This window comes from Succinivibrio dextrinosolvens (assembly GCF_900116345.1).
In the GTDB taxonomy this organism is placed as follows: Bacteria; Pseudomonadota; Gammaproteobacteria; order Enterobacterales; family Succinivibrionaceae; genus Succinivibrio; species Succinivibrio dextrinosolvens_B.
Map to the genome: position 1 here is coordinate 53,856 of NZ_FPAH01000004.1, position 15,391 is coordinate 69,246.

Consider the following 15,391-nt stretch of genomic DNA (forward strand, 5'->3'; position numbering starts at 1 on the left):
TACCTTTGTTTAAATCTTTTAGTCTTCGTAGCCGTTTGGATTGTTCTTCTGCCAGTTGTAAGAATCTGCAGTCATATCATCCAGAGTCTTCTTAGCTACCCAGCCTAGTTCATTCTTAGCCTTTGATGGATCAGCATAGCAGGCAATAACATCGCCCTCTCTTCTAGGAGCAAACTTGTATGGAAGCTCTCTGCCAATTGCCTTTGAGAATGACTTAACCATATCTAATACGCTGTATCCGGTACCGGTTCCTAAATTGTAAATGTGAGTTCCTGGTACATTCAGACAGTGATTTAAAGCTGCAACGTGACCTAAAGCCAGATCAACAACATGGATATAGTCACGGATACAGGTACCATCTGGTGTAGGATAATCATTTCCGAATACAGATAGCTCCTTTAATCTGCCAACAGCGACCTGAGTTAAGTAAGGCATCAGGTTATTTGGAATACCACGAGGATCCTCACCGATCAAGCCTGACTCATGAGCTCCGACTGGGTTGAAGTAGCGCAGAAGCACCATTGAGAAAGAAGGATCTGCAATCTGAAGTTCCTGACACATATATTCAATATCAACCTTGGTCTGTCCGTATGGGCAGTTTGCTCTCTTTACAGGTGAACTTTCGGTTAAAGGAAGTGCATCAGGCTCTCCATAAACAGTTGCTGATGAGGAGAAAATAAAGTTTTTGCAGCCGTAAGCCTTCATTACAGACAGAAGGGTACGTGCACCGTTAACATTGTTATCATAATATTCAAGAGGCTTTTTAACAGACTCGCCTACAGCCTTTAAACCAGCGAAATTAATAACACCGTCAATCTTATAGTTCTCAAAAACCTGCTCTAACTGCTCACGTGAACGGATATCACCTGAAACAAATGGAATGTTACGACCTACAATCTTGTTGATTCTTGCAAGTACAGCTGGCTTTGAATTGTAGAAGTTATCAAAAATAACAGGCTCATAACCGGCTTTTACCAGTTCAATTACTGTATGTGATCCAATGTAGCCTGCGCCACCAGTTACCAGAATAGTAGTCATATTAAATCCTCGAAATGCAATAGTAATGCCCATGTAACCGTTTACATGGCAAATTATATACCTCATTGTTTTTTTAGCAAGAGATAAAAGTTGATCATATTCACATTTTTAATTATTTGATTATTTTTAATCAGCTCAGAGCACGTTGTTACATACAGCTATCATATTGATTCTTATATATTTATTATGTACAGATAGAGTCTTTTAAAGTTTATCTCAGAATAATTTTCAAGGATTTTTTTCAGATTTTTCTTTAAAAATAAAAGAGATAAAGATGATATGAGAGAAACAGAAGCTCCAGAGAAGAGGTAAGCGTTTACAGAAAATCAGGAAATATTGTGAACGAAATACAGTAGTTATGCCGTGAAAACGCCGTTTTGTTTTCATTTATAACGAAATTTACTTATAATTAGCCTTGGTAATCCAAAATTAACACAATAATTATAAATACAGCAAAAAAGGTAGCACTGAACTTTTCAAGTCATACCACAAGTACCTTTCAGATATAAGAAAAAAAATATGACCGCAACAATTAGAGATGTAGCAAAGAAAGCAAATGTTTCTGTTGCTACTGTATCCAGAGTATTAAACGGCACTGCCAAGGTAAGTGAAGCATCAAGAAATGCTGTACTGGCAGCTCAGAGAGAATTGGGCTTTTATCTTAATGCAAATGCTCGTACCCTTGCAAAAAAGGACAGCGAAACCATCGGAGTTCTGGTTTCTGATATTTCCGATCCTTATTTTGGAACCATGATTAAATCATGTGATATGGCAGCCAATGCTATGGGAAAATCTCTATTGATTGCTCAGGGATTCTACGATCCTCAGAGAGAACAGAAGGCAATAGACTCCCTGCTCTCCCATCAGTGTTCTGGAATGCTGGTGCATGCGCTGGCTATTGATGATATTGTGCTCTCGGACTACATGAGACGTTTTCCTTATATCGTACTTATCAACAGAAGACTCAGAGGTTTTGAAGATCGCTGTGTAATCATTGATAACCACAACGGCATGTACGACCTTACCAACTACCTAATCAAGTTTGGACATAAGAAGATTGCCTATGTGACCTCATCCTTTGGTATCTCAGATGCCCAGGAACGATTCTCAGGATTCAAGAAAGCCTGTGCTGACAATAATATAGAGATCAATCCAAGACTGATTCTTTCCGTGCCTCCATCACTTGAGGGAGGAAAGATGGCTGCCGAACAGCTTATAAAAATTGGACTGGATCAGTTCTCAGTAGTCATGTGCTACTGTGACACCATTGCGGCATCGGCCATGTCTACCTTTGAAAACAACGGTATAAAGATTCCAGAAGATGTGTCTATAACCGGTTTTGATGATCTGTTTATTGCCTCCTGTCTAAACCCTGCCCTGACAACAGTAACAAATCCTATCGGAATAATGGGAAAGGAAGCCTTAAACCTCTCACTTGCAAGATACAAGAAGGATTACGATTTTACAATTCCTCAGTTTAAAACAGAGCTTATTATCAGAAAATCAGTTCAGGAAATAAAAAACTGAAAAAAAATAAAACAATCTGAACAAAAATGTAGGTAGTGAAGATACGATTCAATGTAAAATAACATAACTGTTTGTTAGATATAGAGTTATATGGCTAAATTATCACTTCACGTTTCAGAAAAAGAAAGACAGAAAGAAAGCAAAGAGAATAAAAGATTCTCAACCTCTCAGAAGGGATGGGGTAAGGGCTTTACTGAAAAGCCGGTTTTTGTAAAGAGAATGATGCTTCCACACTTCTGGAGTGCCTGGTTTGCTTTGTTCGCTCTTTTTTTAATCGTAAATGTTCTCCCATATAAAGTTCAGATGTTTCTTGGCAGCAAGATCGGCAGACTGATGGGCACAATCCTGCCTGCAAGAAAATATGTTCTAAAAAGAAATCTTGAGCTGGCATTTCCTGAGATGTCTGACGATGAAAGACACGAACTTTCAAAAGAAATTCAGAGAAATTCAGGCATGGCGATTTTTGAAACAGGAATGGCCTGGTTCTGGCCTGACTGGAGATTAAAGCGCCACGTTGTAATTGACGAGAAAGAGCTTGAATACGCAAAAGAATGTGTAGAGTCGGGAAAACCAATCCTTCTTTTATCTGCACATTTCGTTCATCTTGAGCTTATGGCCAGAATATACGGAACATATGTAAAACCAGGAATCGGTGTTTACAGACCAACCGACCATCCGGTCTGGGAGTGGGCTCAGGTAAAAGGCAGACTAAGGAAGAATCTAGCGCTGGTTTCTAAGAATGATCCCCGTTCCATGATTAAGGCATTAAAGACCGGAGCTCCAATCTGGTATGCTCCAGATCAGGACTACGGTAGAAGAGTAAGTGTCTTTGCTCCATTCTTTGCAGTTAAGGAGACAGCAACTGTGGCTGCAACCCATAATCTTGCAAAAATCGAAGGTACAATGCTTACTCCTGCATGGACTATTCGTGAAGGTGATAAATATCATCTTTATCTGAAAAAAGAACTTCAGAACTTCCCTACTGAAGATACAATAGCTGATGCGGCAACCATAAATAAGGTAATTGAAGGTATGGTAAAAATGGCACCTGAACAGTATTTATGGATGCACAGACGTTTTAAGACAGCACCTGACGAGAATGAAAATCGTTATCCAGGACTTGAGGAGTAAAACGGTGAAAAGGCTTTTATCTATAGCAGCATGTCTAGCTACCGTTCTGACCGGCTGTATGTCAGCTGAGGAACAGGCAGCTGCAAACAGGATTATCACAGCACTGCCAACAGAGGTTGAAGGTTGTACTTTTATTGCAGATGTAGACAACAGCGGACCGTATTCAACGGTACATATGGCAAGATTCAACCTCAAGCATCAGGCCGCACAGATGGGAGCTACTCATCTGGTTGAGAAGTACGCTTACACTTCCCATATTACGTTCAAGCTTTTAGGCGTAGTTCTATCAGGACGTGCCTATAAGTGTCCAGCCGGAAAAGGACCAATTCTTGATAATGAAAAAGGAAAACTGCAGTACGATTTTCCAATGACAGATCCTGAACAGGATATCATTAACGACTAGTCAGATTGACTCACCGCAGAATTCTCTGCGGTGTTATATATCCGGCCTAATCCGAAAAGATTTTTCTCCAGATTTCCTCAACTCTGAAGGTTGCAGGAATTCTGTCTGAAGCAGCAATAACCCTAGGCAAATCAGCCAATGAAAGTTCATGATAGATCTGTCTGATGTCAATGTAGGCAGAAATCAGGACATCAGTTATGTTCTTGTCCACAATTCCAAGATTAGAACATTCTTCCAGAATACGAACATTATCGGACCACAGTTTCATCTGCGGATAGGATGGTGCATATTTTAAAAGCAGATACTGAGAGATGAACTCAATGTCAATCATGCCTCCGACGCCATGCTTGATGTCATAAAGCTTATCGTTTGAACGATCCAGATGAGCACGCATTTTCTCTCTCATACCCACCACATCATCCTTGAGTTTAGTCTCATCCTTAGTGGCTCTTATAACCTCCTCTCGAATCAGATTAAACTTCTCGATAATATCAGGAGAACCGGTAATCGGACGGGCTCTTACAAGAGCCTGATGCTCCCAAGTCCACGCTCTGCCCTTCTGATAAAGCTCAAAGGAATCTGTATCAGAAATCAGAACTCCTGTGTCTCCGTCAGGTCTTAAGCGCATATCAAGATCATAGAGAATTCCACCAACTGTTGTGGTGGTGGCAAGATGCATGATTCGCTGAATCAGTCGCTGGTAGAAGATAGTCTCAGATACTGCGTTTTCACCATTGGTAACTCCATCACCTTCTTTTTTGAGGAAAACCATATCCAAATCGGATTTATAACCAAGCTCAATACCGCCAAGCTTTCCATAACCAATTACAGCAATACCAGGATCATCCACACTTCGGCCCTCAGGTTCACCATACTTTTTGGCATTAAGTTCCCAGGCAATAACAATCAGTTCTTTGATAAGAGCTTCAGCAAGCCAGGTTAAAGCATCGGAGATCTTCATGAGCGGAAGCTTACCCGCCTTATCTGAGAGAGCAATTCTGAATACCATCATCTTCTTGAAAAGACGAAGCTCTTCCATAACCGCTTCAAGATCATCCCGGTCTATTCTTAAAAGCTGCTCCTGAAGCATGGACAGGAACTCTTCAGGTGAAGGAGGTTTGTTGAAATACTGAGGAATAAAGAGCTCATCCAGAAGTATAGGATGCGAAGTAATAAGCTCACTGGCAAAGTGGTTATCCTTCAGAAGTGCAATGAATCTCTCTAACACCTCATTCTTATCTCTTAGAAGCTGAATGTAAGGGGTTCTTAAGGCAATCTTCTCTATAAGTCCTGACATTCGCTTAAACAGAGCTGCAGACTGAGGTTCTTTTGCAATCAGATAGATAACCTTAGGCATAAGTTCGAGGAGAGTTTCTCTACCCACAGGCCCCACAGGCATACGGGCCAGAGATGACTTTAGTGTCAGGATATCCCCTGCCATCTCTTTGGTATTGTCCTTATTGACCATATGAGGCTCAAGTTCAGCACACATCTCCTCAAGATCACTGTCGGCCTCCCAGAGATCGAAATTCTTATAATCCTCCTCAGAATCTTCCTCATCAGCTACAACCTTCTTGAATTCATCATGAACAAACTGCATAACTACATCAAGATCATTGCGGAAAGCCTCTTCTGAAGAGTAATTCATTGCAACAACAACTCTGGCCATGTCCTTAGGATTATCAGGCAGATTCTGAGTCTGCTTATCTGAAAATTCCTGAATGACATTCTCAAGACGTCTTAAAAATACATAGCACTTATCAAGCTTCTCGCATATTTCTCTTGGGATTAGATCAAGAGAAATGATGTTCTTAAGACTCTTGCGCAATGATTCTTCTCGAAGCTCATGATATCGGCCACCACGCATTAAAGAGAAGGCCTGAGCGATAAATTCTACCTCACGTATACCGCCTTTACCCAGCTTGAAGTTATTGTTAAGACATCTGCGTCTTACCTCAGACTCAATCAGATGCTTTAGTTTTCTTAAAGACTGAATGGCTCCGTAATCAAGATATCTGCGATACACGAACGGACGCAGCATAGAGGTTAATTCCTGAGCATACTCATCAAGAGGTTCTCTCTGGCCTAAGATTCTTCCTTTCACAAGAGCATAGCGTTCCCATGTTCTTCCCTGAGTCTCGTAATAAATCTGCAGGGCATCAAAGGAATTTACAATAGCACCTGCATCACCAAAAGGTCTTAAGCGAAGATCAATACGATAGCAGAATGAATCAGAGGTGATATCCGAGAGAAAGTTGGCTGAACGCTGTACAATCTTTGAGAAGAACTCCCTGAAGGTTACAACTCTTGGACCTGCTGTCTCCCCTTCCCTTGGATAAGTAAAAATAAGGTCAATATCTGAGGAGAAATTAAGCTCCTGACCACCAAGCTTGCCCATACCGATAACAAGTAAGGGCATAGGAGCTCCATCTGCATCAAAGGCATCACCGTAAACTTTTTTAAGCTGGATACGAACCACCTCTAAAATACGCAGAACAATTGACTCAGCAAGAGAAGAAAGCTTTTCAAAGATTTCGTCGATATCTGCAAAGCCACATAGATCACGCCAGGCTATTGCCATATGATGGATTCTTCTTAGGATTCTCAGGCGACGCTTAATTTCAAAATCATTAAGCTTCTCATCAATGAATTCATTTACAAAAGAAGATGGATCGATATGAAATTTAGGATCATCCAAAGCCCCCTCCTGTACAAGAGAGCAGCATTCTTTTGGATAGGAGAAAATAGTATTAGAGACAAACTCTGATAAAGCCAGAACAAATCTGAATTCTGGACGAGCATATAAAAGAGCAAACTGCTCCTCGCTAAGTTTGCTCTTGAGGCGTTCATACTGTATATCAGAGTGCTGTTTTAATTCTTCTGGTAAATTCCTATAATCTGTTGATTCTGGCTGTATTGAAAAATCCATCAAAAATCCTTACTTTGCCATTAAAGACAGAAGCAGCCTGAGCTTTAGAGGAATCAGGAACAGCTTATTTGCCTTCTCACTGGCACGAATTTTCTCAAAGCTGGAGTCAATGCCCTTTGAGTTTTTCCTGAATCGGCATAAAAGCATTCTCTTTGAAACATGACGGCATACTCTGTGGAAAGACTTCAAAAGTCTGATGATAATCTGCAAATCACGCTTATACTCAACCGGTTCCTTTCTGCCGATAATAAAGGCCAGGAAATTTCTGCGTTTCAAATACTTCAAAGAAAGCAACAGAGAATCCAGAAGAGAGGTAATGTGAGAGAACAGTACCGCATCATGAGAAATCAGGAAGTAGCCGTATAACTTTTCTAACAGAGCTACCTGAGCAGTCACATAGTCAATGAAGGTCTCAGCATCATCAAGCTCAGAGAAATCCACTGTAGGGTGTCCCTGATGCTGCAGTAGTGCAGCACGATGCATTTTAGAGAAAGGCTCTAAAAGCAGAGGAATATTGTTTGCAGCCAGATGGGTGCATAGAATTGAGAACAGATTTAAAAGCTCATCAGAATGAACTGAGGTTTCCTTAAGCTCAATTTCAAGTTCACTCAAAGGATACTTGTTTGAACTGTCCACCTCTATGTAGCCATGATCATAGGCTACCTCAAAAGTACTGTCTAAAAGCTCAAGATTGAAAAGGTATCGGGTAAAGTTGATACGACAGATAGGCTTGAGTCTTTTCTGAACATTTTCAATATCAAAGTCTGAAGGAAGTGCTTCCTTAGGGAACTTCATCAGATTAGGGACATCATCAGCAAGCTCAATTGGAAGATTGAATTCCTGTCTTTTATGAAGACCGCCGATATTCTCACCTTTTACCTTTAAGGTCTGCTCGGAAAAATTGTCTCCACGTCTGATTCTAAGACCGGCATGAATACCGAATAAGGCTTTATCGTCAGTATCAAAATAGGTATTATCAAGATGCAGTGTAGTTTTATTGCTTACTGCGCCAATATGAGAAAATATCTCGTATAGATTTGAAGCATCCCCATCAAATCCAAACTTTAGCTCAATCTCTTTGTCCTGCATTAACATTCTCTCCAAAACAGAGTACGGACCTCATACTTAACTAACTCTGTCTCTGTATTATATGCAGCTTAGTTGTTATGAAAATAATCTGCTGCAAAGACTTTAATAAAATATGTTTCTGACTATTTTACTTACTATTTTTTCTATCATCTAGCATTTAAGCTTAAATATCAAACAAAAGTATTAATTCACAAAAAATGCGCTGAAAATTCAGAAAGAAAGGAAAGCGATCCACGAGCGGAGTCACTATTAAAGAAAAATGTTATGAAAAATTGTGTGCAAACTCGTAGTTAACTCGTGATACATTAAAACTTTACCCAAAGCTTGTGCTAAAATTCTTTGCAGAACAAGAATGATTTAAGGATTTACAAGTGATTTCTATTAAAAAAATTATATCAGGCTCACTATTAGGTTTATGCATCTGCGCAGCCGGAGCTGTTCAGGCTGAACCAGAGAACAATGATAACACCGATGAAATTAAGGCACCTAAGGCCAGAGAGGTATCTGATCTTCAGATCGGAGATACTCTATACGTTTCAGAGAACGTAAATGTCTGGCTTAGAACCTGCCCTCGTGCCAACTGCAAAATTGTAAATTCAATTCACGTGGGTGAGAAAATCACCTTTAACAAACTCTCTGACGATAGAAAGTTTGTTGAGATTACCTACAATGGCAAAGAGTACTGGATGCAGTACCGTGATCTTCAGGTAGAACCTTGCGGTGAAGCAAAAGTTGACGAGCTTGAAGGAAAGATTGCCGAACTAAAGAATTCTCTTGAAAACTACGACTCTGAGGTTGCAGCAAACTACAGAGCAGCAAAAGCAAAAGTAGAAAAGCTTGAGAAAGAAAATGCAAGCTTAAAGAGCACTCTTGCAGCACAGAATGAAAAGATCGAAGACCTTGATGCAACTAGAAGAGATTTTGCTGACAAGCTTGAAACCAAAGAGCTTGATATGCAGATGAGATGGTGGCTTCAGGGAGCTGTTATTGCTTTCTGTGGTGCCATTATTGGAATTATCTGTGTTTATATTCCAAGACCATCCTCAAAGAGAAAAAATCGTTTCTAATCTTTGCTGAAGTACTTTAGCAGATTCATCCATTAAAAAAAGTGAGATCATACAATCTCACTTTTTTGTTTTTGGTCTCAGAAAGTCAGTATCTATCAGTTTCCCGCAATTTTCTGTTTTACCTTCATCACACCAAGATCAAGTGCTGAATCAATAGGCTCATTGTTCTTGATAATACTGTAGAGTGCCTGCTCCATAGGCTCCCACACATGTGCCATCTGAGGAATTGTTGGCATAGGATCAGCATACTCAACCTGTGCAGAAATGGCACTGGCATAATCATCATTAGTAATCTCCTCCTTAGCTAGAAGCTCTTTGATAGGAGGAAGCTCTGCGATTCTGTGATAGCGTTTTAATGCAAAATCAGTCTGATTTATAAACTTTAAGAACTCCTCTGCAAGTTTCTTATTCTCAGATTTAGAGCAGATAGCATAGGATTTAACACCAAAGAAAGGTCTCATCTGAGTTCCGTCTGGAAGCTTAGGTAGAGGAGCAACACCATAGTTGATCCCCGAACTTGCATATCCGTCTAAGGTCCATGGTCCATTGATGATAGCTCCAACCTTTCCGGATTTGAACATCTCATCTATATTAGCCCAGCCTTCCTGACCTAAGACTGACATAGGTACATGTTTTTTGGCAAAGTCAGCAAGAACAGAAAGCCCCTTTACCGCCTTATCGTTATCAAGTCCTATATTATAAGGATTGAATTCTCCTTCAGCGTTCTGCTTGAACACATAAGAGCCATAAGCACCGAAAAAGCCATAGCTATAGTAGAAATTATCCACCTTACTGATAAGGCCATAGATTCCCTGAGCCTTATGCTTATTTGTAAAATCAATGTATTCAGATAGATTCTCATAAGGAATAGGCATTACATCCTTGTTGTAATATACAACAAGAGCCTCTACAGAACGAGGAACGCCATAGTATTTGCCATTAACCTTAAACAGTGCAGTTGCATTATCAAGATAGTGGGATTTTTCCTGCTCCATATTTTCAATAGGAGCAAGGATACCTTTGGACATGGCATCACCCACACGGTCAGATACAATCAGGAAAATATCCGGAGTCTTCTCTCCCCTGCTTATCAAATCCGCAACATCGTAAACATGGTTGGCTGAGTCTTTCCCCTGAATATCAACCTTCACGCCATACTTCTTCTCAAACTGGTCTGCAAAATCTCTTATACCGTCAGCCTTGTTAAGATCTTCCCACACCGTAAGAGTTGCACCGTAGGATGACAAACCAAGCAACATAAGAGCAAAACCAAGAGAAACTTTAAGTGTATTCTTCATATCAGAGTTCTACCTTTCAATATCCCAAAAACAAGCCTGCCCTGTTAAACCTTAACCTTAGCAACAAGTTCAGATAGTTCTGCAACAGAACAGCTTGCATTGTTGACCACGCTCTGAGTTTTCTCAACCTCAATCACAAAGCCCTGAGCTGAACTGGTAATGTTCTGCATATTTGAGGATATCTCTGCAGTGGCTGTAGTCTGTTCCTCTGCAGCGGTCGCAATCTGATTAATCTGAGAATTAACAACCGAAACCTTGTTGATAATCTCATTTAACAGCACTTCAATTGAGGAGGCATCCTCTGCAAGATTAAACATGGAAGTAACAGATTTTGACATAGACTCATTGGCAAGGTTAGCTTCATTCTGTACCAGGGTAACCATGCTGGTAATCTCCTGAGTTGAGGCAGAAGTTCTTGAGGCCAGAGCACGAACCTCATCTGCAACCACAGCAAAGCCTTTACCGGCTTCACCGGCACGAGCAGCCTCAATCGCAGCATTCAGAGCCAGAAGATTTGTCTGAGATGCAATCTCGTCAATGGTCTGAACAATGGTTCCAATCTTCTGAGCCTTATCAACCAGAGACTGAATCTGTTCAGCATCCTTCTTGGTCTGTTCTACCTGCTGATGAATAGCGTTAATGGTTACACGAACCTTGGATACACCTTCCTGTGTGGTCTTGTTGGAATCATCTGCATTTACAGCAGCTTCCTGACAGTTTTTAGCAATGTCTGAGGTGGTGGATACCATCTGATCAGCTGCCGCGGCAACAGTTAAAGAACGGCTTTCTGTTTGCTTGGCGGAATCTTTGATTTCAGAAGTTGAAGAACGAATCGTATCAAAGTTTGAGTTCAGATCATTCTCGGACTGTTTGATGGCTGATACAATTCCCTGCCACTCTGAACGCATGGATTCAAGCGAATGCAGAAGAACACCAAAATCATCCTTAAGATGAGTCTTTATTTCTTTTGAAAGGTCTCCTCTTTCAATAGTAGCAGTTGCATCACAGGCACGTTTAATAGCTCCGGTAAACACAGCTGACAGAGCAAAGCTGATTACCAGAGAAACAACAATTACAGCGACAGAAACAACACCAACCACAATGAGAGGAGTATTTGAATTCATCTCTTCAAGATGCCCCATAATATTGCCGAGAATGTTGTTGTTAATGTTCACCAGATTTCTCTGAGCGGCAATAAACTTAGGGTAAATATTGGCCGAGTAGATTCCGCGTGCCATTGGCTGGAAGTTTCTATCCAGTGTAGGTATCAGCTCATTATGATAAGTATCGATCGCCTCAGCAAGATAAGCTTTTACCTTCTTTGAGGCATCAGAATTAATCTGTTTATTCAGAGCATCAGCCACTTTTTCAATACTTGCAAGCTTATCTTCAACAGAAGATTTATTCTGAGGAGTGTATTCCTTGATGTTATTTACAAAGGTAAACAGCTCATCATTGACGTATGTGATATTCGAGCTTAATTCAGTATTCGGGTTGTACTCTGTTGAAAGAGCTATATCCGCATAGTCAATTGATGCTTTGATGTTTTTCAAATTGATCATCGCAACAACTGAAATAATCAGAGTTAAGAAAATAACAACCATGAAAGCTAAGATAAGCTTTGCGCGTACAGCTAAACGATTAAACCAACCAAACATATTCCACCTAAAAAAAGAATAACCACCTCTTTTAGTTATAGGAATAAAAACTGGTGGCTCTTTTGAGTTATATTAACTTTTTGATTTAGTTCAAAAGTTATTTTGAGGATTTGAGTTGGGAATTCAGAAGGACTTAATAATGGTATGCACGCTGGCATACCAGTCATATTACGCTCTTCTTTTGGCAGGACTCATTCTAGAGTGAGAAATGTAATCTGTGATTATAAGACAGCCCAATGCTACACAATGAGCTGTTGTACAGGCAATATCTTCAGCAACATCGTTCTCTAGAACAGCAAAAATCCAGATTGAAACAATGAAGGTCTGAAGTAGACCGGCAATGTTTAAGGTAACAAATTTAAAAAGTGATTTTTTGCGTTTTGTAAAAGCAGAGCACAGCATACTGTAGGCTGTAACTGTTCCCACGAAATATGAAAGTAATACTGACAGTTCAAAGCTTAAGGCTTCCTGAAAAAGGAATCTGCTTAAAAAATTACATCCGATACCAATGAGATCTGCCAGCATGAATTCGACATATCGATTCTTCTGCATTTTTAATCATTCTTAACTTTTAGGAGGAGTTTTTTTTGACTCCTCGATTTATTATTTTTTTGCGTTGTATTTTAGTATTTTTTTAATAACAGATCATCAAAAAATTACTTCTTATATCAAGCAATCTCTTCTAAGATTCCTATTCAAACTTACAAAAATCTGCAAATTGTACGTACATAATTTTTTTTATTTTTATAGAATGCGCTCACTGATACAAACTGACGGTAAACAGGTTCTTTTTCTGTTTGAGAATTAAACGTCGGTTTCAGTATCCGCACTTCACTTTTATGAGGAAATTACATCTTAATACAGACAGACGTTCTGTTCGTCTGATTATCATCATGCTGATTCTGCTTAGTATCAGTTCATTTCTAATCTATATCGGATCAAGAGGAGATGCCACCTCAGTTGCCCAGAGAATTAAATCAGGAGTTCTGACTGCAGATGAAGTTAACATCGCCTTTGAAAATGTTGGTGGACGTCTTTTGTCACGTAAGGTAAAAGAGTCAGACTTTGTCAAAAAAGGTCAGGTTCTTATGGTTCTTGATGACAAGGATACAGCCCTTTCCATCCAAAAGCTGCAGGCTCAGATTCAGGCTCAGGAAGCATCCATAAGACAGCAGCAGGACGCAATAAAGATTCAGACTCAGGCTTGCCGACTTCAGGAAATCTCACAGTGGAGACAGATAGAACAGTTTTACGCCGCATTAAAGGCAGCACAATCAGCCGAAAAACTGGCAAAAGTTGAGTTCGGAAGATCAAAACAGCTGATTAACTCGAAAAGTATATCAAAATCAGCCTATGACACAAACGAAAGCGCCCAGAGTCAGGCAACTCAGGCAAGAATTCAGGCTCAGCGTCAGCTTGACTCCATATCTTTAGGAGCAACTCCCGAACAGAAAGAAAAGCTCAGAACTACGGGAAGTGCTGAAGGCATGACCTTAACCGCTATCGAGAATACCAGAGCCAACATTAAAAACATGGACAACACGCTGTCAGAAATGAAAGCCCGTTTAAAAGAGTTAAATACGGAACTGGAGATTCTAAATCTAAACTATGAACGACTGACTTTAAGAGCCCCAGAAGACGGAAAGATTTTAAAACTCCTGTATCAGGAAGGAGAGATGATCTCTCCAAATGCTCCTGCAGTCTTACTAGAGTCATCTCGTAAGTATTTTGATATTTATGTAAACGAGAAGCAGGTCTTAAACTATAAGGAAAACCAGAAGGTAACCGCAAATGTAATTGCTACTGATGAAGAGGTCAGCGGTATTATCAGATTTGTTACCGCAGCCCCTTCCTTTGCAGATCTTAGAATGACCAGAGAACACGGACAGGCGGATTTAACCATGTTCAAGGTAAGAGTGTACCTTGAAAAGCCAGAGAGCTGTCTTGCCGGAATGACTCTTGAGGTTGAAAATGATTAAAAAAATCACCGATGCAATCCTCGAAGAAGTTGATGCGATGATGTCAGGTCACTTTATTCCCTATCATCTGGCGGCCTTCATGATGGCGATTCTTACAACTTTATTCTTCTCAGTGACTATGACTCACAGTGCAGTGTTTGAAGGAAAAATTGCAGTAATTGATCTTGACGCCTCCAACTACTCAACCAGTCTGATACAGCAGCTTAACACCAGTGCTTATATTGAGGTAACAGAGGTTTATCACACCCCGCTTCCAGTAATGAAACTGCTTGCTCACGATAGAAATATCGGAGTCATCTATATTCCAAAAGGACTTGAACAGGCAGTAATGCGAGCAGAGAAAACCTTTAATCTTGGATATTTTGCCGATTACTCAAACATGGCGCAGAATGGGCAGGCTATAGCAAATCTCAAGAGCGTAATTTCAGAGATCGGAGCTCAGAGTACGGGTACCAGAATCGCGCTCAAAATGGAAACCAGTCAGGAAAAAACTCAGGCACTGATGCAGCCTATCAGTATAATTGACAGAGATCTGTATAATCCGACACTGTCTTCAACTATATCTATCTGCTCGGCTTTTATATATTTCTTCTCATCCATCATCTTCGGTATCACCGTACTGATGATTATAGGAAGGCTTAAAGTAACCAACCGATGGAATTCCGTATTAAACGAAAGCGTAATTGTACTTATAGCAAGACTTGTTCCATACGCTTTAATCTACACCACAGCCATAACTCTGGTAACTTCGGCTATTGTGGTGTTTGGACAGTTAAGATTTGCCGGAAATTATTTTCTACATATTCCAAGTATTTTTATGACCGCGATGGGACTGGGAATGCTTGCATTCATTATCACATGGAACACAACCAATCCTTCAGAAGGTGGAAGCAGAATGATTCTGATTATTCCTCCAGGTTTTATTCTGGGAGGAGCTCTTTTAGCTGCAGCAGTACTGCCTGACTGGGTCAATACCTTTAAATATATCTTTCCTCTAACCTGGATGTTTGAGTTCTGGAGGGATAATGCCTATAGAGGAGTCGAATTTACCACCATGCTTGGAACCTATGGAAAGTATATTCTATACCTCACTGTACTGTCAGGTATTCTTTATGTTCTGCATTACAAAAGCCAAAAGAAGGAGCTAGAGAACTCGTCTGACATTGTGCATATTGAGAAGGAAGAAAAAAAAATTACAGAAAACGTAAATTAAAGCGCAGGCAGTGCGAATCATAAAACCACACAAGACCTTTAATGTTAATTTCTCTCTGT

12 protein-coding genes are annotated in these 15,391 nt (G+C 40.2%); 6 read left to right on the forward strand and 6 right to left on the reverse strand.

Annotation, left to right across the window (positions count from 1 at the left end):
- Window positions 1-18: 18 nt before the first annotated feature.
- A complete protein-coding gene (galE, locus tag BM308_RS02150) occupies window positions 19-1,038 on the reverse strand; it encodes a UDP-glucose 4-epimerase GalE (RefSeq protein WP_074942654.1) in 1,020 nt (339 codons plus the stop codon).
- A gap of 519 nt (window positions 1,039-1,557) precedes the next feature.
- Between galE and BM308_RS02155 the strand changes: the two genes are divergently transcribed.
- The 3 genes from BM308_RS02155 to BM308_RS02165 all read left to right on the forward strand — a co-directional run bounded on the left by BM308_RS02155 (window position 1,558) and on the right by BM308_RS02165 (window position 4,099).
- On the forward strand, window positions 1,558-2,565 hold the full coding sequence (locus tag BM308_RS02155) for a LacI family DNA-binding transcriptional regulator (RefSeq protein WP_074942655.1): 1,008 nt from the start codon (window positions 1,558-1,560) through the stop codon (window positions 2,563-2,565).
- A gap of 90 nt (window positions 2,566-2,655) precedes the next feature.
- On the forward strand, window positions 2,656-3,696 hold the full coding sequence (gene lpxL / locus BM308_RS02160; RefSeq protein WP_083425399.1) for an LpxL/LpxP family Kdo(2)-lipid IV(A) lauroyl/palmitoleoyl acyltransferase: 1,041 nt from the start codon (window positions 2,656-2,658) through the stop codon (window positions 3,694-3,696).
- A gap of 4 nt (window positions 3,697-3,700) precedes the next feature.
- Window positions 3,701-4,099 carry a DUF4156 domain-containing protein gene (locus BM308_RS02165; RefSeq protein WP_074942656.1) on the forward strand — a complete coding sequence of 133 codons (399 nt, stop codon included), beginning with the start codon at window positions 3,701-3,703 and terminating at the stop codon, window positions 4,097-4,099.
- A 46-nt stretch (window positions 4,100-4,145) separates the two neighbouring features.
- Here BM308_RS02165 and glnE read toward each other — a convergent pair whose 3' ends face one another.
- Complete coding sequence (gene glnE, locus BM308_RS02170) at window positions 4,146-7,028, reverse strand: bifunctional [glutamate--ammonia ligase]-adenylyl-L-tyrosine phosphorylase/[glutamate--ammonia-ligase] adenylyltransferase (RefSeq protein ID WP_074942657.1); 2,883 nt, start codon at window positions 7,026-7,028, stop codon at window positions 4,146-4,148.
- 9 nt (window positions 7,029-7,037) lie between these two features.
- Entirely contained in the window at window positions 7,038-8,117 is a 1,080-nt protein-coding gene (locus BM308_RS02175) for a CYTH domain-containing protein (protein ID WP_074942658.1), read from the reverse strand.
- 371 nt (window positions 8,118-8,488) lie between these two features.
- On the opposite strand from BM308_RS02175, the gene BM308_RS02180 reads away from it, so the two are divergent.
- A complete protein-coding gene (locus tag BM308_RS02180) occupies window positions 8,489-9,184 on the forward strand; it encodes a TIGR04211 family SH3 domain-containing protein (RefSeq protein ID WP_074942659.1) in 696 nt (231 codons plus the stop codon).
- 95 nt (window positions 9,185-9,279) lie between these two features.
- On the opposite strand, the gene BM308_RS02185 is transcribed toward BM308_RS02180, so the two are convergent.
- From BM308_RS02185 to BM308_RS02195, 3 genes are all read right to left on the reverse strand, one after another.
- Window positions 9,280-10,482 (reverse strand): sugar ABC transporter substrate-binding protein, encoded by a 1,203-nt coding sequence (locus BM308_RS02185; RefSeq protein WP_074942660.1) that lies wholly within the window; start codon window positions 10,480-10,482, stop codon window positions 9,280-9,282.
- A gap of 44 nt (window positions 10,483-10,526) precedes the next feature.
- Window positions 10,527-12,140: a methyl-accepting chemotaxis protein gene (locus tag BM308_RS02190; RefSeq protein WP_074942661.1), complete on the reverse strand. Its 1,614-nt coding sequence runs from the start codon at window positions 12,138-12,140 to the stop codon at window positions 10,527-10,529.
- Between the two features lie 168 nt (window positions 12,141-12,308).
- Window positions 12,309-12,692: a GtrA family protein gene (locus BM308_RS02195; protein ID WP_074942662.1), complete on the reverse strand. Its 384-nt coding sequence runs from the start codon at window positions 12,690-12,692 to the stop codon at window positions 12,309-12,311.
- A gap of 287 nt (window positions 12,693-12,979) precedes the next feature.
- Here BM308_RS02195 and BM308_RS02200 point away from each other — a divergent pair, with 287 nt between their 5' ends.
- Window positions 12,980-14,119 carry an HlyD family secretion protein gene (locus tag BM308_RS02200; RefSeq protein WP_074942663.1) on the forward strand — a complete coding sequence of 380 codons (1,140 nt, stop codon included), beginning with the start codon at window positions 12,980-12,982 and terminating at the stop codon, window positions 14,117-14,119.
- Window positions 14,112-15,332 (forward strand): ABC transporter permease, encoded by a 1,221-nt coding sequence (locus BM308_RS02205; protein WP_074942664.1) that lies wholly within the window; start codon window positions 14,112-14,114, stop codon window positions 15,330-15,332. The genes BM308_RS02200 and BM308_RS02205 overlap by 8 nt, the downstream gene beginning before the upstream one ends.
- Window positions 15,333-15,391 lie beyond the last annotated feature (59 nt).

Coding starts and splice junctions, on each gene's coding strand:
- galE (WP_074942654.1), bottom strand. CDS start 1,038: ATGACTACTATTCTGGTAACTGGTGGCGCAGGCTACATTGGATCACAT.
- BM308_RS02155 (WP_074942655.1), top strand. CDS start 1,558: ATGACCGCAACAATTAGAGATGTAGCAAAGAAAGCAAATGTTTCTGTT.
- lpxL (WP_083425399.1), top strand. CDS start 2,656: ATGGCTAAATTATCACTTCACGTTTCAGAAAAAGAAAGACAGAAAGAA.
- glnE (WP_074942657.1), bottom strand. CDS start 7,028: ATGGATTTTTCAATACAGCCAGAATCAACAGATTATAGGAATTTACCA.
- BM308_RS02175 (WP_074942658.1), bottom strand. CDS start 8,117: ATGCAGGACAAAGAGATTGAGCTAAAGTTTGGATTTGATGGGGATGCT.
- BM308_RS02185 (WP_074942660.1), bottom strand. CDS start 10,482: ATGAAGAATACACTTAAAGTTTCTCTTGGTTTTGCTCTTATGTTGCTT.
- BM308_RS02190 (WP_074942661.1), bottom strand. CDS start 12,140: ATGTTTGGTTGGTTTAATCGTTTAGCTGTACGCGCAAAGCTTATCTTA.
- BM308_RS02195 (WP_074942662.1), bottom strand. CDS start 12,692: ATGCAGAAGAATCGATATGTCGAATTCATGCTGGCAGATCTCATTGGT.
- BM308_RS02200 (WP_074942663.1), top strand. CDS start 12,980: ATGAGGAAATTACATCTTAATACAGACAGACGTTCTGTTCGTCTGATT.
- BM308_RS02205 (WP_074942664.1), top strand. CDS start 14,112: ATGATTAAAAAAATCACCGATGCAATCCTCGAAGAAGTTGATGCGATG.